This window comes from Streptomyces sp. NPDC085524 (genome assembly GCF_044541755.1).
Classification (GTDB): domain Bacteria; phylum Actinomycetota; class Actinomycetes; order Streptomycetales; family Streptomycetaceae; genus Streptomyces.
In genome coordinates this window covers 12,044-30,639 of sequence record NZ_JBITTH010000032.1, presented here as the reverse complement: position 1 = coordinate 30,639, position 18,596 = coordinate 12,044, and the positions used below count along the sequence as shown (strand labels likewise).

Annotated in this window: 23 protein-coding genes; 8 read left to right on the top strand and 15 right to left on the bottom strand. The window is 73.2% G+C overall.

Annotated features, from left to right (window positions below; translation table 11 throughout):
- Nucleotides 1-78 precede the first annotated feature (78 nt).
- Both ACIGFK_RS35510 and ACIGFK_RS35505 read right to left on the bottom strand, forming a co-directional pair.
- Nucleotides 79-210, bottom strand: a complete 132-nt coding sequence (locus ACIGFK_RS35510; protein WP_376656285.1) for a hypothetical protein — start codon at nucleotides 208-210, stop codon at nucleotides 79-81.
- Nucleotides 207-641: a hypothetical protein gene (locus ACIGFK_RS35505; protein WP_400055156.1), complete on the bottom strand. Its 435-nt coding sequence runs from the start codon at nucleotides 639-641 to the stop codon at nucleotides 207-209. Before ACIGFK_RS35505 ends, ACIGFK_RS35510 begins: the two co-directional genes overlap by 4 nt.
- A gap of 283 nt (nucleotides 642-924) precedes the next feature.
- Between ACIGFK_RS35505 and ACIGFK_RS35500 the strand changes: the two genes are divergently transcribed.
- Entirely contained in the window at nucleotides 925-1,362 is a 438-nt protein-coding gene (locus ACIGFK_RS35500; protein WP_400055154.1) for a hypothetical protein, read from the top strand.
- Nucleotides 1,363-1,463: 101 nt separating this feature from the next.
- On the opposite strand, the gene ACIGFK_RS35495 is transcribed toward ACIGFK_RS35500, so the two are convergent.
- Nucleotides 1,464-2,027, bottom strand: coding sequence for a hypothetical protein (locus tag ACIGFK_RS35495; protein WP_376656288.1), 564 nt, complete (start codon nucleotides 2,025-2,027; stop codon nucleotides 1,464-1,466).
- A 115-nt stretch (nucleotides 2,028-2,142) separates the two neighbouring features.
- Between ACIGFK_RS35495 and ACIGFK_RS35490 the strand changes: the two genes are divergently transcribed.
- Nucleotides 2,143-3,123, top strand: a complete 981-nt coding sequence (locus ACIGFK_RS35490; RefSeq protein WP_400055210.1) for a sigma-70 family RNA polymerase sigma factor — start codon at nucleotides 2,143-2,145, stop codon at nucleotides 3,121-3,123.
- Nucleotides 3,124-3,250: 127 nt separating this feature from the next.
- Here ACIGFK_RS35490 and ACIGFK_RS35485 read toward each other — a convergent pair whose 3' ends face one another.
- The 4 genes from ACIGFK_RS35485 to ACIGFK_RS35470 form a co-directional block, all read right to left on the bottom strand.
- Nucleotides 3,251-3,526, bottom strand: coding sequence for an isoamylase early set domain-containing protein (locus ACIGFK_RS35485; RefSeq protein WP_376656289.1), 276 nt, complete (start codon nucleotides 3,524-3,526; stop codon nucleotides 3,251-3,253).
- Nucleotides 3,527-3,646: 120 nt separating this feature from the next.
- Entirely contained in the window at nucleotides 3,647-3,904 is a 258-nt protein-coding gene (locus tag ACIGFK_RS35480; protein WP_400055151.1) for a helix-turn-helix domain-containing protein, read from the bottom strand.
- On the bottom strand, nucleotides 3,904-4,395 hold the full coding sequence (locus ACIGFK_RS35475; protein ID WP_376656291.1) for a DUF2975 domain-containing protein: 492 nt from the start codon (nucleotides 4,393-4,395) through the stop codon (nucleotides 3,904-3,906). Before ACIGFK_RS35475 ends, ACIGFK_RS35480 begins: the two co-directional genes overlap by 1 nt.
- 111 nt (nucleotides 4,396-4,506) lie before the next feature.
- Nucleotides 4,507-5,961, bottom strand: coding sequence for a PLP-dependent aminotransferase family protein (locus tag ACIGFK_RS35470; RefSeq protein WP_376656292.1), 1,455 nt, complete (start codon nucleotides 5,959-5,961; stop codon nucleotides 4,507-4,509).
- A gap of 53 nt (nucleotides 5,962-6,014) precedes the next feature.
- On the opposite strand from ACIGFK_RS35470, the gene ACIGFK_RS35465 reads away from it, so the two are divergent.
- Both ACIGFK_RS35465 and ACIGFK_RS35460 read left to right on the top strand, forming a co-directional pair.
- Entirely contained in the window at nucleotides 6,015-7,553 is a 1,539-nt protein-coding gene (locus tag ACIGFK_RS35465; RefSeq protein ID WP_400055149.1) for a DUF885 family protein, read from the top strand.
- Complete coding sequence (locus ACIGFK_RS35460; RefSeq protein WP_400055147.1) at nucleotides 7,550-8,200, top strand: LysE family translocator; 651 nt, start codon at nucleotides 7,550-7,552, stop codon at nucleotides 8,198-8,200. Before ACIGFK_RS35465 ends, ACIGFK_RS35460 begins: the two co-directional genes overlap by 4 nt.
- 22 nt (nucleotides 8,201-8,222) lie before the next feature.
- Here the strand turns inward: ACIGFK_RS35460 and ACIGFK_RS35455 are convergent, their stop codons facing one another.
- Complete coding sequence (locus ACIGFK_RS35455; protein WP_400055145.1) at nucleotides 8,223-8,663, bottom strand: hypothetical protein; 441 nt, start codon at nucleotides 8,661-8,663, stop codon at nucleotides 8,223-8,225.
- 150 nt (nucleotides 8,664-8,813) lie between these two features.
- Between ACIGFK_RS35455 and ACIGFK_RS35450 the strand changes: the two genes are divergently transcribed.
- Entirely contained in the window at nucleotides 8,814-10,082 is a 1,269-nt protein-coding gene (locus tag ACIGFK_RS35450; protein WP_376656296.1) for a sensor histidine kinase, read from the top strand.
- Nucleotides 10,067-10,714: a response regulator gene (locus ACIGFK_RS35445; protein WP_376656297.1), complete on the top strand. Its 648-nt coding sequence runs from the start codon at nucleotides 10,067-10,069 to the stop codon at nucleotides 10,712-10,714. The genes ACIGFK_RS35450 and ACIGFK_RS35445 overlap by 16 nt, the downstream gene beginning before the upstream one ends.
- 8 nt (nucleotides 10,715-10,722) lie before the next feature.
- Here the strand turns inward: ACIGFK_RS35445 and ACIGFK_RS35440 are convergent, their stop codons facing one another.
- The 4 genes from ACIGFK_RS35440 to ACIGFK_RS35425 all read right to left on the bottom strand — a co-directional run bounded on the left by ACIGFK_RS35440 (nucleotide 10,723) and on the right by ACIGFK_RS35425 (nucleotide 14,505).
- A complete protein-coding gene (locus ACIGFK_RS35440; RefSeq protein WP_376656298.1) occupies nucleotides 10,723-10,938 on the bottom strand; it encodes a TolB family protein in 216 nt (71 codons plus the stop codon).
- Nucleotides 10,939-11,245: 307 nt separating this feature from the next.
- Nucleotides 11,246-12,439: a hypothetical protein gene (locus ACIGFK_RS35435; RefSeq protein WP_400055143.1), complete on the bottom strand. Its 1,194-nt coding sequence runs from the start codon at nucleotides 12,437-12,439 to the stop codon at nucleotides 11,246-11,248.
- A 147-nt stretch (nucleotides 12,440-12,586) separates the two neighbouring features.
- Nucleotides 12,587-13,816 carry an FAD-dependent oxidoreductase gene (locus tag ACIGFK_RS35430; RefSeq protein ID WP_400055141.1) on the bottom strand — a complete coding sequence of 410 codons (1,230 nt, stop codon included), beginning with the start codon at nucleotides 13,814-13,816 and terminating at the stop codon, nucleotides 12,587-12,589.
- Nucleotides 13,817-13,923: 107 nt separating this feature from the next.
- Nucleotides 13,924-14,505 (bottom strand): DUF6529 family protein, encoded by a 582-nt coding sequence (locus tag ACIGFK_RS35425; RefSeq protein ID WP_386468320.1) that lies wholly within the window; start codon nucleotides 14,503-14,505, stop codon nucleotides 13,924-13,926.
- Between the two features lie 196 nt (nucleotides 14,506-14,701).
- Here ACIGFK_RS35425 and ACIGFK_RS35420 point away from each other — a divergent pair, with 196 nt between their 5' ends.
- Complete coding sequence (locus tag ACIGFK_RS35420; RefSeq protein WP_400055139.1) at nucleotides 14,702-15,673, top strand: ankyrin repeat domain-containing protein; 972 nt, start codon at nucleotides 14,702-14,704, stop codon at nucleotides 15,671-15,673.
- Between the two features lie 50 nt (nucleotides 15,674-15,723).
- Here the strand turns inward: ACIGFK_RS35420 and ACIGFK_RS35415 are convergent, their stop codons facing one another.
- Nucleotides 15,724-15,921 carry a hypothetical protein gene (locus ACIGFK_RS35415; RefSeq protein WP_400055137.1) on the bottom strand — a complete coding sequence of 66 codons (198 nt, stop codon included), beginning with the start codon at nucleotides 15,919-15,921 and terminating at the stop codon, nucleotides 15,724-15,726.
- 359 nt (nucleotides 15,922-16,280) lie between these two features.
- Nucleotides 16,281-16,538, bottom strand: a complete 258-nt coding sequence (locus ACIGFK_RS35410; protein WP_400055135.1) for a hypothetical protein — start codon at nucleotides 16,536-16,538, stop codon at nucleotides 16,281-16,283.
- A gap of 296 nt (nucleotides 16,539-16,834) precedes the next feature.
- Here ACIGFK_RS35410 and ACIGFK_RS35405 point away from each other — a divergent pair, with 296 nt between their 5' ends.
- Complete coding sequence (locus tag ACIGFK_RS35405; protein WP_376656305.1) at nucleotides 16,835-17,113, top strand: DUF6296 family protein; 279 nt, start codon at nucleotides 16,835-16,837, stop codon at nucleotides 17,111-17,113.
- 102 nt (nucleotides 17,114-17,215) lie between these two features.
- Here the strand turns inward: ACIGFK_RS35405 and ACIGFK_RS35400 are convergent, their stop codons facing one another.
- A complete protein-coding gene (locus ACIGFK_RS35400; RefSeq protein WP_400055132.1) occupies nucleotides 17,216-18,580 on the bottom strand; it encodes a carotenoid oxygenase family protein in 1,365 nt (454 codons plus the stop codon).
- Nucleotides 18,581-18,596 lie beyond the last annotated feature (16 nt).

Here is an 18,596-nt window from a genome sequence, read left to right as displayed (position 1 = left end):
GCCTCCGCCGTCCGGTCCGGAGGCCGCACCTCGCACACGCGGGAGCCGGATATGGCCCGCAGTGCGGCGCGCGCGGCGTCACAACTCGTCGTCCTCCGGTACGGAACGCCATGCCCCGTGCGGGACGGGCCGCTCGTCGGCGTCGAGGAACGCCCTCAGGACGGGCTCCGCGGCGGCTGCGGGCGCGCCGATCTCGGCCAGCAGCTTCACCGTCTCGGTGACCGCCCGGTAGGCGCCGCCGCGTTCGGGGAAGGGGGCGACGGCCCGGACGAGGACGGGGACGATCTCGTCGGCCCGTCCGGTGATCCGCCAGAGCGCTCCCGCGGCGTGGAGCGGCAGCCACCCTTCCTCCTCACGGCGAGGAGTTCGCGCAGCTGCTCGACGTACGGGGTGCCCTCAGGCCCCAGTTCCCGCAGCAGCACGGCGTCGTCGTGCCGGCCGAACGGCTCGCCCGGCTGCGCGGGCAACAACGCGAGCACGGGGTCCCGGTCGCCGGTCAGCCGCCCGTACGCGAGGGCCAGGGCCCGCGGTGCGAACGACTGGCCCTCGGGCGGGGCGTCCAGCAGGGCGCACAGCCTCTGGCGGGGCACGGCCTCGGCCGCGGCCGGCCCGATCGCGGCGAGGTCGTCCAGCGCCCACACCGCGCTGTCGGTGTCCAGGAGAACGAGCAGTTCCGGGATCGCGGGGGCCGCGGCGGCAGCAGCAGCAGCAGCAGCAGCACGTCAGCGTGGGCTCCGAGCCCTCCGGCGGTCTCGTGCACGGCGGCTGCGGAGTGGCATCGCGCACGGCCTGCGCCCACGTGTCGGCAGCGCGGGCGTCGGCGGCGGCCTTTGCGGCGAAGACGTCCAACGGCATTGTCCGACCCTCTTGTTACCGTCGCGTACTGGTAGGCCATCACGATCCGGACCGGAAGAAGAGGGACCTGTGACGAACCCTGAGGACCTGCGGCAGTTCGGCGTCGATGTGTACGACCGGTGGACCGCGATGTGGAACGGCGACACCGCACTCGCCGCGCGCATCATGGCGCCCCGGTTCACCCTGCGCTACACGCAGGCCGGCACCGAGGCCTTCGACGACGTGACGACGCCGGACCGGCTCGCCGCGACCATAGCCGCCTGGCACGGGACCCGGGCGGAGCTGCGGTTCACCGCGGAAGGGCTCGCCGTCGTCGACCTCGAACCGGGCGCAGCCGCCGCACCGCCCTCCGGGGCGGTCGCCCGCCCGTACCTCGCGAGCTTCACGGCGGAGGACGGCTCGACCGTGGCCCGCAGCGGGACCGACACCCTGCGCATCGCGGACGGCCTGATCACCGAGGTGTGGTCGGTCTCCTCGGGCGCCGCCGGCCGGACCTTCTACCGGTAGACCGGTAGGGGCGTGAACCACGCCCCCACGTGAACCGGTCCCCGCGTCGTGCGACGTCGCGGGGGCTCGGGCCGGCAAAGGGGGCGGGGCGCACGGCGCCGTCAGTGCCCGGTCGCTCCGAAGGCCTGGTCGGCCGTTGCGAAGCAGTGTTCCTTCGGCTTCAGTACCTCGTGGAGGTGGCCGAAGTACTCCGTCTCGGCCGTTCCCGTGAGCACCGCCAGCAGGAAGGCGAGGCAGCCCGTGCCGTGGTGCTCCCACAGCGGGCCGCGGCCCTCGTTGTAGAGCACGGTCCACTCGTCGGGGTGCCGACCGGGACGCACCAGCCAGTACAGGAATGCGCCCGTGCCCTCTTCCCACGCCCACGGCAGGACCCTCGCCCCCTCCTCGAGCAGGGCCGCGGGCTTCGCCTCGAACTCCCACAAGCCGGCCAGGATCTCTGCCCGTTCCGTCGTCTGCGCGTGGAGGTCGCAGTCGTCGTAGGCGGAGCCGGGAACGAGCAGCCAGACCGTGTCGTCGAAGATGCCGTCGCCGTACGTCTCGACGAGCTGCTTGTAGTCGGTGGGCAGAGCGGTACCCAGGGCGTGTTCCGCCCGTGCCCAGTCCACGGCCGGCGGGGACTCGGCGGGCGGCGGGCAAAGGCGGACGAGGGCGTCGAGGGCGGTCATGGGGCGGACGCTACAGGGCCCGTCCGTGAAATGATCATGTGATGGAATTCGATGCGCTTGGTGCCCGGGTCGGCGATCCGGGACTGGCTCTTCGAAGGGGTACGGCATGGAGGAGATGAGAGCGGCCGGTGCTGCGGCGGAGGGGCTCGAGGAGTTCCGGCGCGAGCTGACCGGCTACTGCTACCGGATGTTGGGTTCGTACGCCGAGGCCGAGGACGCCGTGCAGGAGGCGCTGGTCCGGGCATGGCGGAGCATCGACCGCTTCGAAGGGCGGTCGGCGCTGCGGTCGTGGGTGTACCGGATCGCCACCAACGTCTGTCTGGACGCTCTCGCCTCCGGCAAACGGCGGGCACTGCCGATGGACTTGTCGGGTCCGAGCGAGGGCGGCACTCCGCCGGCGGGCGTGGAGGACGCGGCGCTGTGGGTGGAGCCCTGCCCCGGCGGTGATCCGGAGGCGGCCGCGACGACGGGCGAGTCGGTGCGGCTGGCGTTCGTCGCCGCGCTGCAGCACCTGCCGCCCAGGCAGCGGGCCACTCTGATCCTGCGGGACGTCCTGGGGTTCTCGGCCCTGGAGGTCGCCGAACTGCACGGCTCCACCGTCGCCTCGGCCAACAGCGCACTGCAGCGGGCCCGGGCCACGCTGGCCGACCGCCGCCGGGCGACGGGGGTGCCGGTTTCCCGGGCGGGCGACGACGGGGTCCGCCGGCTGCTGGCGGAGCGGTACGCCGCGGCCTTCTCGCGCCACGACATGGAGGAGCTGAACATGCTCCTCCACGTCGACGCCACGCTGTGCCTGCCCCCGTACGCGAAGTGGATGCGCGGCGTCCCCGACATCCGGGCCTGGCTCACCGGCCCCGCGATCGGTTGCCGCGGCTCGCGTCTGGTGCCGACGACGGCGAACGGCTCCCCCGCCTTCGGCCAGTACCGTCCTCACCCGGACGGGAACGGCTACGTGCCCTGGGCGCTCCAGGTAGTGGAGTTCTCGGGCGACCGGATCATCAGCATCACGGCCTTCCGCGACACCGGCCGGCTCTTCCCGCTGTTCGGTCTGCCGGACTGCCTGGACGCGGACGTCGTCCACGGCGTGCACGGCTGACGGCTCCCCCGGGGAACCCCGAGGGGCCGGCGGCGGGTTCCCGGCAGGCGGCAGCCGTTGCGGACCGCAGGCTGCACGCTGCCGGACGACGCCCGGGCCCCCGGGGAGGGCGATCCCAGGCCTTCGGTCAGGTGTGGATCCGGCCGTTCGCGCCGTCGTGGCCGTCGGCGTGTTCGTCGTCGAACCAGTAGTCGCCGGCGGCGAGGTAGCGGAACGAATGCCCGCTGTGGGTGGGCAGCGCGACCGTGGCGGCCCGGGTGCCGTCACCGCGGGAGGTGAGGGGGTGCGCGGCGGGGTTCCAGTGGTTGAAGTCCCCCACCACGCTGACCGGGCCGTCCGGGGTGTCCTCGGGCAGGACGAAGGTGACCTGGGTGCGGCCCTTGAGCGGTTTGCGTTCAAGCACGGAAACTCCCGGCGGTGAAGCGGGACAGAGGCACCCCGCACCGTCGCACAGGCGGGACCGCTCGCTCCCCGTACACACCGCCGACCGCACTGCCATCACCCGCCTGGCCGAGGGGCCACGTCATCCGCCGACCGCCTCCCCGGCCGCCTCCTCGGCAACTTCCCCGGCCGCTTCCCCGGCCTCCCAGCGCAGCAGGTCGCCCGGCTGGCAGTCGAGGACCTCGCACAGCGCGGCGAGCGTCGCGAAGCGCACCGCCTTGGCGCGGCCGTTCTTGAGTACCGCGAGGTTGGCGGGCGTGATCCCCACCCGGTCGGCGAGCTCGCCGACGGACATCTTCCGCCTGGCCAGCATCACGTCGATGTCGACGGCGATCGGCATCAGATCACCTCGTCCAACTCGGCCTGCATCTGAGTCGCTTCGACGTCGCGCGCGACGGCCTGGGCGAGCAGCATCCTCAGGACGAGCACGATGAGCGCGACGCCGAGGATGGCCACGCCGACCCCGGCCATGATGACGGTGACGCCCGGGTCTTCCCGCTGGCCGGGCGCGTTGACGGCGGTGACGGCGAACCACACGAGGGCGGCCGCCACGATCGCGCCGATCACGCCGTCCACGTACCGGAAGGCGGCGTGGGAGAACACGGTTCCGCGTCGCACCATCGTCACCAGCCGCCATACGCAGACCAGGGCGACCTGGGCCGACAGCATGCCCAGGATCGTGATCACGCGCAGCGCGGTCAGCGGGAGCGTGCCGTCCTCCGGGTCGTTCCCGCTGACCAGCGTCCAGACCATCAATGCCTGTACGCACACGGTGCCTGTGAGCACCACCACCAGCACGGCGCGCAGCGCCCCCACCGTCAGCTTTCCCATGGCCAGCCTTCCATCGAGTTACGATGGGAATCTATCGATTTTCGATAGGCTCGGCAAGGGGTGGGACGCCTGCGGTCCGCATGTCGACGGGCAACGCCCCCGATCCGCGCCTCAGCGGGTGCGGGGCAGCGCCTTCCAGGCCGCGGTCAGGCGGGAGACCAGTTCCCTCGCGGTGTCCGGGGCGAAGGAGCAGGGCAGGCGGAGGTGGTCGTCGTGCGCGCCCGTGGTGTCCATGGCGTTGCCCGGGATGACCTCGGCCCCGTGCCGCAGGGCCAGCTGAGCGTAGCCGTGGGCGTCGATGCCCGGCGGGAGCCGGATCCACAGTGCGGAGCCGCCCTGCGGGGGCTGCCATTGCCAGTCGGGGAGGTGCTCGGCCAGCAGCCGGGTCATCGTGGCGAGCCGCTCCCGGCGCAGGCGTTCGCGGTCGGGTGCCAGGGCGGGAAGCCCGGGCAGCAGGCGTGCGGCCAGGGCCTGGTCCAGCAAGGGGCTGCCGAGGTCTTCGAGCGCCTTGAGCCGCGCCAGGGGCTCGACGGCTTCCCGGGGCCCGCGGATCCAGCCGATCCGCAGTCCGCCCCAGACCGCCTTGGTCAGCGAGCCCACCGTGAGCACCGTTCCGCCGACGGGGTGTGCGCCGATCGGGGGCGGGGCCTGTCCGGGGGCGAGGGCCGCCGCGTGCGCATTGTCCTCGACGACGATGACGCCGTGCTCGGCGGCGAGTTGGGCGACCCGACGGCGGCGTCCGGCGGACATCAGGACGCCGGTGGGGTTCTGGAAGGTCGGCGTGACGTACAGCAACGCGGGCATGTGGGCGGCAAATTCGGCCGCGAGACGGTCGATCCGTACGCCGTCGCCGTCGAGCTCGACGCCGACCGGCCGGGCACCGGCCGCCCGCAGCACGTCCAGGCAGCCGGGCCAGCCCGGGGACTCCACGATCGCGGTCGATCCCCGCCCGAGGTGCAGCCGGGCGATCAGGGCGACCGCCTGGGTGGCGCCGGTGGTCACCACGACCTGCTCGGGCGAGGTCGGCAGGCCGTGGGCAGTGTGGTGGTCGGCGATCGCCTTGCGCAGCGCGGGGAGGCCGGCCGGATGGTATCCCGCGTCGCGCACCAGTACGGGCAGGTCCTCGCGGACCAGGTCGAGCAGCGCCCCTCCCAGGTCCGGCCCGCCGCCCTCGGCCGCCTGGCCGAGCGAGATGAGGTCCGGCGGCTGCGCCACAAGCCGTTGGATCAGCGCGGTGGCCCGGCCCTCGCGCACCCGCCCGTCGGCCGGGTTCCGCCGGGCGCCGGCTGCCGCGGTCACTTGGGTGCCGCTGCCCCGACGGGTCTCGACCAGGCCCGCGGCGCGCAGCTCGTCGTAGGCGGCGACCACGGTCGCCCGGCTCACGGAGAGCGCCTCGGCCAGCCTCCGTTCGGACGGCAGGCGGTCGCCGGGGCGCAGGTCCCCCGACCGTACGGCGCGGACCAGTGCCCCGATGAGCCGCCGGTACAGCGGCCCCGCTGCCGCGCTCCACTCCCCCAGCAGGTCGATCAGTACGGCGGGCTCGGAAGTCCCCCGGTTCCAGTCCACTTCCCACTCCATTGGCACGGGATCGCACGCCGGCGCCACCCGAGGCTAGCGGCATGACGATCACCGCTCCTCCCGACCCCCGACTGGCCGCCGTGTGCGGGCTGTCCGTACCCGCCGCACGGGACGGCGCCGGACGCCACGAGTACGACGGCACCGTCCAGGACCTCTCCCCGGACGGCGTGCGCCGCGGCCTCGCCGCCCTCGGCGGCCCCGTAGGCACCGCGCCGTACCGGGACCCGCACGACGAGGCGCACGCGGCGGCCGCCGAAGAGGCCCTGCGGGTCCGCTTCGGCGAGCTGGAACTGCACCGCAGCAACCCGCTCTGGCACATCGAGAACCTCGAACTGTCCGGTTACGACCGCCCGTACGCGCCCCGGGCCGAGCGGGAGGCCGCCCGGACCGCCCATCTGCGGCAGTGGCCGGACGCCGTGGACGCGGCGGTCGAGGCCCTCGACCGGGTGCCCGCACCGCTCGCCCGGGCCACACTGCCGCCGGCCCGTGGACTGGCGGCCCACCTCGACCCCGGGGCCGGGCCGGTCCACCTCGCCGCCGCCCGCGCACACGCCCGGCTGGTGGCCCACCTGGAACGGGCCACCGCCGACGGCCCGCCGTCCGCCGCACTCGGGGGCCCGGCGCTCGCCCGGCTGCTCGGTGCGGCCGAGGCCTGCACCGTCGACCTCGCCTCGCTCACCGCCAGGGTGGACGCCGAACGGGAGCGGCTGCGCACGCTGCTCGACGAGTCGCTGCGCCGCATCGACCCCACTGCCGTGCCCGCCGACACCATGCGGGCCCTGCAGGCCGACCACCCCGACGCGGACGGCCTGTTGGCGGAGTTCGCGCAGCTCGTCGACCAGACGGTGGCCTGGACCGCGCGGCTCGACCTGGTGCCGCACCACGACGTCGAGGTCACCGTCGAGGCCATGCCCGACTCACAACGCCGCTCCCTGGCCAGCCTGTTCGCGTCCGCTCCGTACGAGGCCGACGCCCCCGCGAGCTTCCGGGTCTCCCTCCCGCTGGACGGCTGGTCGCGGGCCGAGCGTGCACAGTGGCTTGCGACGGGCTTCAACCGGACCCTGATGCCGAACATGGCCGTGCATGAGGTCGCCCCGGGGCACGCCAGCCACGGCCGGGCGCTGCGCCGGGCTCCGAGCGAGGTCCGCCGTACGCTCCACTCCGAGGCCTTCATCGAGGGCTGGGCGCACTACTGCGAGGAGTTGGCCCTGGAGCAGGGCTTCCGGGCCGGCGATCCACGGGTCGCCGTCGCGGTCGCGCAGGACGCGCTCCGCCGGGTGACGCGCTTCGCCTGCGCGATCGGCCTGCACACCGGTGAGATGACCCTGGCGGACGCAGTGGCCCGGTTCACCGCGGACGTCTCGCTGGCCGGACCCGCCGCCCGGCACGAGGCTGAGCGCGGGCTGCTCGACCCCACCTACGGCCGCTACACCTGGGGCAAGTTCGCCGTCCTCGACCTGCGCGAGGAGGCCGCGAAGCGCTGGGGCAGGGGCTTCTCACTCCGCCGCTTCCACACCGCCCTGTTCGAACTCGGCGCCCCTCCGCTGGGGCTGCTGCGGACGGCGCTGGAGCGCGGGTGACCTCGCTCGCCGGCTTCGTGCTGGCCTCGCTGCTGCTGGTCGCCGTGCCCGGGCCCAACCTCGTCTACATCGTCACGCGCAGCGTGCAGCAGGGCCGACGGGCCGGTTTCGTCTCGGCGCTGGGCGTGGAGTCCGGAACCCTGGTCCATGTCCTCGCCGCCGCCGGCGGGGCGGGCACCCTGATCACCGGCCATCCCCTCGCCTTCGCGGTGCTGCGGCACGCGGGCGCCGGCTACCTCGCCTACCTGGGGGTGCGGGCACTGCTCAGCCGTCCGGGCCCCGTCGTCGACGCCACCGCCGGTGCCGGCGGAGCCGGCGAGGCCGCCGTACGTCCCGCCGGGCCCCGGCTGCTTCGGGTCTACCGGGACGCGGTCCTGATCAACGTGCTCAACCCCAAGGTGATCCTGTTCTTCCTGGCCTTCCTCCCCCAGTTCCTGCCGCCCGGCCTGCCGCCCGGGCAGACCCGCGTCCGGATGCTGGCGCTCGGCGGGGTCTTCCTGCTCGTCGCGTTCGTCCTGGACCTCGGTTACGCCTTCCTCGGCGCGGCGCTCGCCAGCCGGCTGCACGGCACCCCGAGCCGCGAGCGGCGGCTGTCCCGGCTGGTCGGCGGCGTCTACCTCGGACTGGCGGTCGCGGTCTCCGTCTGAGCCCAGCACGCGCGGTGCCCCGTCAGCGCGCCTTGGGGAAGGCCCCGCGGAGTGCGGAGCCTCGGGTGAGGAAGGCGAGGTGGATCACCGGCAGCATGCAGACGCTCTGCATCAGGGCATACCACAGCGGGCAGACGCCCGGCACGAAGTCGACGCCGATGATCGCGATCGGCATGACGACGGTGAGACCGCTCAGACGCTCGAAGGCCCGCCGGGATCCCCCGGCCGCGGAGACGGTCATCCGGTGGATCAGCAGGGTGATCAGGGGCGGCAGGACCGCCCTGACCCACATGAACCCGTTCACCGTGTGCCCGCAGGCCGCCACCACGACGACGGCCGTCAGGGCGGCGGCGGTCAGCGCGCCGTAGAGGCCGATGCTGCGTTGCGCCGAGGCGAACGACCCCTGGATGCGGGGGTCGTCGAGGAAGGCCGGACCGGTCGTGGTGTTCGTCTTGGTTTCCATGTCATCGACGCTACGGAGCGCCGGGCGGGCCCGGTATCGGTCTGGACCCACCGTCGGGTGGGGCCGGCCCCACTCCCCGGCGCACCGGGGCCGTCGCAGGCTCCGTACGGTGCACAGTGGGTGGACCGAGCGGCGAGCGGAGGAGATCGGATGAGTCAGCCGAGGCAGCTGGGCAGTCGGCTTGCCCGCGCCGGTGTGGGGTTCTTACGGGCGTGCGTCCTGGCGGCCGTCACCCTGCTGCTGCCCGCCGTGTGGACGTCCGCCGTGGCGCTGGGGATCCGGTGGGGTGCGCACAACCCGTGGTCGTGGCTGATGCCGTCGGTGCTGGTGTCGGCGGGCACACTCGTGCTTCCCCGCCCGGTCTGCCGGCTCGTCCGTGTCCTCGTCGCGCGGTGGACCGGCACCGTCGTCCCCGCCGGATACCGGGAAGCCGGGCCGGTGACGCGGATGTCCACCGGCTACTGGTGGAACGGCTTCGGCTACGAACGCACCCGCCGGGACGCGCTCATGGACCAGCGGTGGCGGATGTGGTGGCGTGACCCGGCCACCTGGCGCGACCTGCGCTTCACGGTGATCGCGCCGGTGACCGTGGGCATGGCCGCCGCACTTCCGCCGGCCGCGGCGGCCACGGCGGTCCTCGGGATCGCCCAACCGGGCTGGCCCGCCCGCCTCGTCGGGCTGTGCGGCCTGACCGTGGCCGTCACCTCCGCCCCGTACGCCTGGCGGACCGTCGAGCCGGTCGCCGTACGCTTCCTGAGCCCGACGCCCGCGATGGCGCTGGCGGACCGGGTGGACGAACTGACCGCCCAGCGCGCGGACGCGACGATCGCACAAGCCGCCGAGATCCGCCGGATCGAGCGGGACCTGCACGACGGAGCGCAGGCCCGCCTGGTCGCACTCGGCCTGTCCCTCGCGACCGCCGAAAAGCTCATGGAGACCGACCCCGGCCGGGCCAGGGCCCTGATGCAGGACGCCCGCGCCGGGGCCACCGCCTCGCTGACCGAACTCCGCGAACTGATCAGGGGCATCAGCCCTCCCGTGCTCACCGAGCGCGGCCTCGTCGACGCGGTCCGCGCCCTCGCCCTGGACATCCGCCTCGACGTGGCCGTCAGCGCCGGCACCCCGCTGCGCCTGGACCCGCCGATCGAGTCCGCCCTCTACTTCGGCATCGCCGAGCTGCTGACCAACGCCGTCAAGCACGCCCGTGCCCGCCGGGCGCAGGTCTCCCTCGTGCAGGACGGCACCGGCGTGGTCGCCGAGGTCGAGGACGACGGCCGGGGCGGGGCCGGCATCCGATCCGGCGGCGGGCTCGCGGGGCTGCGCCGACGCCTCGCCGTCTTCGACGGCACCTTGGAGATCACCAGCCCGCCGGGCGGCCCGACGTGTGTGAGGATGGCGGTGCCATGCGAATCGTCGTAGCCGAAGACCTCTACCTCCTGCGTGACGGCATGGTGCGCCTGATCGAGGCGTACGGCCACCAGGTGGTGGCCACCGCCGCCACCGGGCCCGAGACCCTCGACGCGCTGCGGGCCTGGCGCCCGGACGTGGCCGTCATCGACGTCCGCATGCCGCCGACCCAGTCGGACGAGGGGCTGCGGGCCGCCCTCGCCGCCCGGGGCGAAATACCCGGGCTGCCGGTCCTGATCCTCTCCCAGCACGTGGAGCAGTTGTACGCCCGCGAGCTCCTGGCCGATGGCTCCGGCGGCGTCGGCTACTTCCTCAAGGACAGCGTGTTCGACGCCGACCAGTTCATCGGCGCCCTGGAGCGGGTCGCGGGCGGCGGGACGGCGATGGACCCGGCCGTGATCGCGAAGCTGCTGGCCGGCGGTTCCCCGGGCCGGGGAGTCGACCGGCTCACCGAACGCGAGCACGCCGTACTGGGCCTCATGGCCGAGGGACTGTCCAACCAGGCCATCGGCCGCCGCCTGTTCCTCAGCGAGGGCGCCATCGGCAAGTACACGACCTCGCTGTTCGGCAAGCTCGGCATCACGGACGACGAGGACACCAACCGCCGCGTCCGCGCGGTCCTCACCTACCTGAACAAGCCGTAGGCGGAGTCCTACGGGCGCCAGTCGGCCTCCAGGTCGTGGGAGCCGGGCCCGGTGACCGCGGTCTGCGCCAGGGTCGACAGGCTGATCTTCATCACCCTGCTCGTTCCGCCCGCGTCCGCCCGGTTGAACGCCAGGTACGCGCCGTCCGGGGACCACGTCGGATGGAGGTCGTCCGCCGCGGTGTGGGTGAGCCGGGTGGCGGGGGTGCCGTCGATGTCGGCCACGTAGATCTCGTGCTGGGCGCCGCCGCCGTGCAGCGGGCGAAGACGATCGTACGCGCCCCTGCTGCGCCCGCGCCGCCCGTGGCACCGAGGGTCAGGGGTACGGCCAGGGCGACCGCGGTGGCGGTCAGCGCCGCCCGGCGGCGGCGGGTCGTACCGCGCGCGGGTGCTTCCGGTGCCGACCCGTCAAGATGCCCACCCCGTCCCCTCCTTGCGGCCTGCTGCGGACCGCTTCGCCCCGCCAACATCCCACCGATGGGGCCAGGGAGGAAGCGAGGGCGTCCGCCCCGCCTGAGGACCTGCGCCCCCCCTAACCCACCGTGCGCGGCACCCAGACGACGGCGTGGAAGGGGCCGTTGGCGTTGGTCGGGTCGGCGGGCGCCAGTGCTGCGCTGCCTGCGACGACGCCGTTGCGGTTGGCCTGCCTCGCGGAGGAGTTGCGGCCGCCGAGGGAGGCCAGGTAGGTGAAGTCGCCGGTGTCGGCGCGGGCGGCGAAGGCGAAGGAGTTGGGGGCGAAGTTGTCACCGACCATGAGGTTCCCGGAGATCTGCCTGACCTCCGTGACGCCTCGCCCGGAGCCGATCACGGCACTCGCGTGCGTCACGAGGTCGAGCGAGCTGGCGAGCAGGCCGTCTCCGCCGGCCACCGTGCTCCCGCTGATCAGCTGGTCCTTCAGGAAGTGGGACCCCAGGTCCGTGCGGTCGCCGGTGCGGAGGTCGTAGGCGTAACCGGTGAGCCGGTTGTCGGCCGTCCGGGACTGGCCGACCACGGTCGAACCACTGACGGAGTTGGCCGTGCTGGAGCCTCCGCCGAGGGTGCCGAGATCGGTCATCGTCCGGTTGCGCAGGTTGTAGGCGAACCCGTGCCGCGTGGCGGCGGGCGTGTCCGGCAGGGAGGAGCTGCCCACGACCGTCACACCGCTGACGGCCGCCGCGGTGCTGTCGCCCGACGGCCCGGCGAGGCTCCCGAGATCCGTCATGGTCCGGGTGCGCAGGCTGTAGGCGAACGCGTGGGTGACCAGGTCGCCGGGCAGTGTCGACGACCCCACCACGATGTCGCCGTTGACGCCTGTGACGTCGGTCCTGCTGCCGCCGAGAGTCCCGATGTCGACGAGCCTCCGGGTCCGCATGTCGTACGCGAATCCATGCGTCGGGCCGTCGGCGGTGAGGTCCGACTCCCCCACGACGAAGTCCCCCGCCACGCCGGTCGCCTCGCTGGAGTGCCCCAGCGTGCCGAGATCGGTCATGGTGCGACTCCGCAGGTCGTACGCGAAGGCGTGTTCGGCGGCGTCGCCCTTCGTCAGCGAGCTTCCGGCGACCGTGTTGCCGTCGATGGCGTTCGCCTTGCTACGGGTACCGCCAAGGGTTCCGAGGTCCTGGACGGCGTACTGCACGGAGCCTGCCGCCGGCCCGGCCGACGACGTCTCGGCCCTGGATGCCGGACCTGCGCCCACGACGAGCAGGCCTGCGGCGACCAGACTCCAGGCACGTGAACGAATGCGCATGATGCCCCCCTGGCATGAACGCTCGAGACGAGCACGGTTCGACGGGCCGTTGCGCCCTCCCCTGGGCACGGGTCCGTCGCATGTTCCGAACAGCTCTCACTTGTACGGCAGTTCCGACCGCTCAAACAGTGGCCGGTCGGCCACACGTCAGAGCGACTCCTTCGGGGGCCGCTCGCGCAAGGCCCCGTAGGCGAGGAAGTAGGCCGGCACCCGGTTCAGCCACCGCGACTGGGTGATCAGCCCGGTGAGCCGCGCGGCCCGCCCGGGATTGCCGAACGCGACCCGGCCGGCCAGCAGCGGCTCGATGACCTGGGTGTGGGCGAGGCGTTGCAGGCCCTGGGTCGCCACCGTCGTGGGCAGTCGCCGGTGCTGTACGCGGCGTACGTCCCGGAGGCCGACCGTGCCTTCGCGGAGCGGGCGCACCAGGTGGCGGGCAGCGGCCACGGCGTCCTGCACGGCGAGGTTGATGCCGATGCCGAACACCGGCGACATCGCGTGGGCGGCGTCGCCGATGCACAGCAGCCCGGGGCGGTGCCACCGGCGCAGCCGGTCGAGCCGTACGTCGAGAAGTTTGACCTCGTCCCAGGAGGTCAGGGCGTGGGCCCGGTCGGCCAGCCAGGGGGCGGCCTCCGCGAACCGGGTGTTGAAGCGCTCCAGGCCCTCGGCTCGGCGCGGGCCGTCGGTTCCCTTGGGAATGAGCGCCGCGCACTGCCAGTAGTCGCCGCGGTCGATGAGCGCGGTGAAGAACCGGTCTCCCAGGCCCCCCACGAGACCGCTCGGGTCCTCCTCACGGCGCGGCAGCCGGAACCACCACGCGTCCATGGGGCAGGGGAAGCTCTCCAGCCCCAGTTCGGGCAGGTCCCTCGCCAGCGAACCACGGCCGTCGCAGGCCACGGTCAGCGAAGCCCGGAGTTCGCCGACGGTGCCGTCGGAGGTGCGGTACCGCACGCCCGTGACCCTCCCCCGTTCCGTCAGGAAGGAGGTCGCCTCGGTGTTCATGCGCAGGCTGAAGGAGGACTCGCGGCCCGCCTCATCGGCGAGGAGGTCCAGCAGGTCCCACTGGGGCACCATCGCGATGTAGTTGTACTTCCCGTGCAGCGCCCCGATGTTCCCCACCGTGATGAGGGACCGGTCCGGGCCGATGGGCAGCTGTACCGAGGTCACCCGTCGCTGCGGCAGCCGGGCGAACTTCTCCGCGAGGCCGATGGCGTCCAGCAGCGACAGGGTGGACGGGTGCACGGTGTCGCCGCGGAAGTCGCGCAGGAAGTCGCCGTGCTTCTCCAGTACGGTCACCTCGACCCCGGCGCGGGCCAGCAGCAGGGCCAGCACCATCCCGGCGGGCCCGCCCCCCACCACACAGCAGCCCGTACGCTCCACGGCAACCACTCCCTTCACCGGCATCGGGTAGGCCCCAGGAGGACGTATACCGCACCTGCGGCAGCACGGGCGGCAGGCCGACGCCGCGCCGCGTCCGGTGCCGGCCGCTACCCGAACGACAGCACCGGCACGGAGTCCCCGTTGAAGTGCCACAGCGCGCTCGAGTACCAGAGCACCACGACCACGGCGAACAGCGCGCCCCCCGCCAGCGGCAGGGCCCAGCCCGGCAGGCGCCGGCTGTGCACCAGCAGGACCTTCGCGGCGAACGCCCCGTAGAAGAAGCAGCCCGCGACGGAGTGCACTGCCGCGCGCGAGCCGGTCAGCTGCACGCCGTACGCCCGGATGCAGTGCACCGCGATCGGGACGGTGAGGGCGAACAGCACCACACCGGTGATCCGGTGGCCGATCGGCACCGGACCCGGCACCCGGCGCACCCCGGGCAGCCGCCGGTACATCCACAGCGCCAGCACCAGCTGGAGAACGGCCAGCCCCAGGACGCCGGTGGCGAGCCGGGCCTTGAGGCGCATGGCGTCCGCGCCCTCCCGGCCGAACAGCGTCGCGGTGTAGTCCGGGGTGTTCGACCGCCCGAACAGGAACACGGCGGCGAACACGGCGACGCCGACCGCGAACGCCAGTGCGAGAGCGAGCCCGGCTTCCGGGCGGCGCAGAGCGGGCCGGGCGTGCGACATGATGCTCCTCGTCTCGGAACGCCGGGGGTCGGCGGGTTCGCCCTCCCTTGTACTCGCCCGGCCCGTCCGATCGCGGCCGACGCGGCCGTAGCGCCCTCACGACGCTCGGCCCGGCATTGTCAGACCGGCCTGCGATGCTGCCCGTACGGGGCGGACGCCGACGGGAGCCGCCGGATCGGATGGGGCGGGGCGCAGAATGACGGATCGTCATCATGGCTGGGCGGACATGGGCTGGGAGAGCTGGAAGGATCACGAAGACGTCCGGCGTCGCCTCGCTCAGGGCGCCGATCCGGAGGAATGGAGCGGAGGCCGTCCCCTGCACCGGGCGGCGGCTTTCGGCTCGCCGGAGGTCGTGGCGGAACTGGCTCGCCGCGTTGCGGACGTCGACGCGATCGAGTACGGGACGACCGCGCTGTGGGAAGCCGTCCTGTCCAACCAGCCCGACAACGCGCGAGCCCTCGCCTCCGCCGGTGCAGACCCCTGGCTTCCCTTGATCGGCGGCTGGTCACCGGGGCGCCTCAGCCTGGCGGGTCCGACACCGCACCTGTTCGCCATGCCCGAGGGAGAGCTCGGGCTGAGCGAGGCGGAGCGGACCGCGGCACGGGAGGGCAGGCGGCTCACCTCCGTGCTGGAAGGCATCCATGACGACGGCATGGGTCTGGCCTGCGTGGCCGGGATCGACGCCGAGGAAGCGGTGCGTCGCCTGGAGGCGACGCCGGCGGGGGCCGAGGAACTCGAGGAACTGGAGGAACTGCTCGAGGAGCCCTGGGCGTACGAAGGCGATGAGAGCCTGGAGATCATCGGCGTCACGACCGTGCCGGGAGGCTGCGTCGTCACCCAGCCGTGGGGGTACGCACCGTCCATGCCCGGTGTACTGAAACGCCTGTCCGCCGGAACCGTCTGCTACGGCTTGTACGCCAACCCCAAGAGCGGCAACCAGGGCTGCATCTTCCGCGACGGCGTCGTCGAAGGCTGGGACCTCCACCCGGGCGGCGGACCGAACCCGGACGACGCCTCCGGGGAAGTCCTGGCCTCCTACCTCTACCGGTACAACGCGGTGGCGTATTCGTGCGCCTTCGCCGGACTACGACTCACCGACGCCCACGCCGTCACAGGGCCGCCCGACAGGTGGGTCAGGCTTCCGCAGCGTGACCATTGGGCGCAGTGACCCGAGGACCGCCCCGGCACGCCGTGGACGGACCCGCCCGAGCACTTCGACTAGGAGTCCAGTACCACTTTCGCCGCGCCGGCCATGCCCGCATACATGGCTGCCATCTGGGCGTGGAGCATCGCCGCCGCGTGGTACTCGTGCTCCTTGCCGAGCGTCCACGTCTGGAAGGCCTCTTCGGCACCCTTGCGGTGGCGGTACGCCAACTCGTAGTACTCCGACGCCTGTTTGTCGCCCATGCGTCCCATCCGGTCCCCCTCGTCACTCGATTCGCGTCCGACGCCGGGTCAGACTACGGACCGGGCGGAGATCATGAAACCCGAACGTCCGCCGTGCGCAGGGGAGAAGCGCCGCGACTGGCCAGGAAGTAGTACTCGCTGCTGTGCTCGTCGTGGCCCCGGATGCCGTTCGGACGCCTGCCAGACCTCGCGGCGCGGCCGGCCCCACGCCTCCTCCGGCTCACCGAGCAGTACCCGAAGGCGTTCCAACGGCGATGGCGTGCGTGTCCACCGTCCCTGATGTGCGACTGATCAGGGACATCGTCGGGCCCCCCTCTGACATCGCCGGCCGGCCCGCCGTCAGCGGCCGCGCTGCGGCGGGGTGCGGATCAGCTCGCGGAGGAATCCGGCAGCCGCCGGAGTTCGAGCATGGCCACCGAGATCTTCACCGCGGTGGAGATCGTCAGGGCCTGCAGGAACGGCATCCCCATCAGCCAGAGGGCCACCATCATGACGGTGAGGACCACGAACGCGGGGAGCAGATTGGTCCGCGTGATCGCAGTCTTCAGGTGCCCGGCTCTGCTCCGATGCCGATCCGCGGTACGGACCGGACGCGCGGTGAGGCCGTCTTCCTCGGCTTGCGGCATCGGCTCCTGCCCTTCCCTCGTGCTCGTCTCCGGCCACGAGCCTCGGGTGCACCCCGGCGGCCTGCCACCGCTGCCGCCCGTCCCGCGGCCATCCGGTGTACGGGTTCACCTCAGCGGGCCAGGTGGGAGGCGCTCCGTCGGAGCCGTACCCCGGCGCGGGGCACATGGTTCCACCGGGTGCCGCCGTATGGCCGCGGCGTGGCCTGCGCAGGCGCCGGGTCGGGCTTAGCGTGGCAGGTGGGGGCAGCCACGGCCATACGATCCGGGGACCAGACGTCACGGCAGGAGGGTCAGCCATGAGCACGCCGCACGAACCCGAGGGCCCCCGGTCTCCGGACGGCGACGCCGGCCCGGCGGACGCGTTCGAGGTGGTCTTCGCCGCCGCGGACGGAGTCGGGGAGGACGTGGTCCGCATGACCCGCACCGGCGCGGCGGGACCGGGCGGCCACCCCGTCTACGAGGACGCCACCGGCATCGTCCGCGCGGAGATCAGCGACAGGGGCGAGGTGCGTGTGCTGGCCACCGGGGGCGGCCAGGAGCCCGCCCGCGTGCTGCGGGCCCAGGCCGTCGCCTGACACCCGGTGCCCCCGCCGGGCCGGACCGGCGTCGGCGCCCACGGGCATGCGCCCGCCCGGCCGACGGCCGGGCGGGCGGCGGGCGCATCCTGCGCGAGGGCCTCAGCCCGCCGCTTCCTCCAGGTCGGTGTCGGGGACCCAGGAGCCGTGGACCCCGGCCGGTACCCGGTGGGGCAGGTGGACGGTGGCGACCCGGTCGAGGCCCGAGGCATCGAGGACCAGCAGCTGGGAGGCGTTCTGCTTGAGGTCGGAGACGACGGTGAGCAGATAGCCGTCGTCCTCGCAGGAGGCGTTCGCGGCCGGGACGAAGACGGCCTCGCTGGGCAGGCGGGCGTCGCCGACCTGGTGGATGCGGCGGGCGCCGGTGGTGCGGTCGTACTTGACCACTCCGTAGCCCCCGAAACCGTTCTCGTCGGGGAAGGAAACGGCGTAGTGGTAGCGGTTCTCGACACCCGTGTAGTCCTCGTTGAGGGTCGGGAACTCCACCGGCAGGTCGTCGACGATCTGCTCGGCGACGGTGCCGTCGGCCGGGTCGAGGACCCAGCGGCGCGTGTACGAGCGGGCCGCGGGTTCGCTGCCGCGCCCGGGGGCGCCGATCCACCAGTTCCAGGAGAGCTCGAAGCCCTCGCGGTCCACGGTCGGGCCCTCAAGGACGATGCGGCCCCGGCCGTCCTCGAAGGCGTTGGCCACGTGCAGCATGCTGCCCGGCTCGATGGAGAACCAGCGGACGTCGCGGGCCCCGTCGCCGCCGCGCGGCATGACGCCTATGCGGGCCGGCTGCTCGTCGCTCCACGCGTACGGGATGCCGGAGTGTTCGGTGGGGTCGAAGGTGACGTTGCCCTCCACGAAGACCACGTGCCGGCGGGTGACGGCGAAGTCGTGCTTGAGGGCGGCGGTGGCGCCGGCGATCTCGCTGCTGTGGACGACGTCGCCCTTGGCGTCGGCGACGTAGTACGTCAGGAACGGCGGGAACGGCGACGAACCGAAGAAGTGGAGCTCCCCGGTCACCGGATCCGCCTTGGGGTGCGCGGTCATCGCGGTGGTCAGCTTCCCTGAGAAGTCGTACGCGCCGACCGTGTCGAGGTCGCGGGTGAGCTCGAAGGGGAAGTTCGACTCGCACAGGGCCAGGAGCCGCCCGGCGTGTTCGATGATGTGGGTGCCTGCGGTGCTGGCGGTCAGGTCGGGCCCGTGCTCGGTCATGTACGGGGCGCCGTCGAGGGCGGGGGTGTGCACCCAGCGGTTGCGGTACCACTCGGCCCGGCCGTCGCGCAGCCGGATGCCGTGGACCATGCCGCTGCCCTTGAACCAGTGGGTGGGGGTGACGCCGGGCTTCGGGTTGTGCCCGTTGCGGAGCATCCGGCCGGTCAGCTCGGGGGGCAGGGAACCCTCCACGGTGAGCCCGGTGGCGGTGACCTCCTCGACGACGGGGGTGTAGTGGCCGGTCAGGTACGGCTTGGAGACGGTCATGACGGAACCTCTTCCT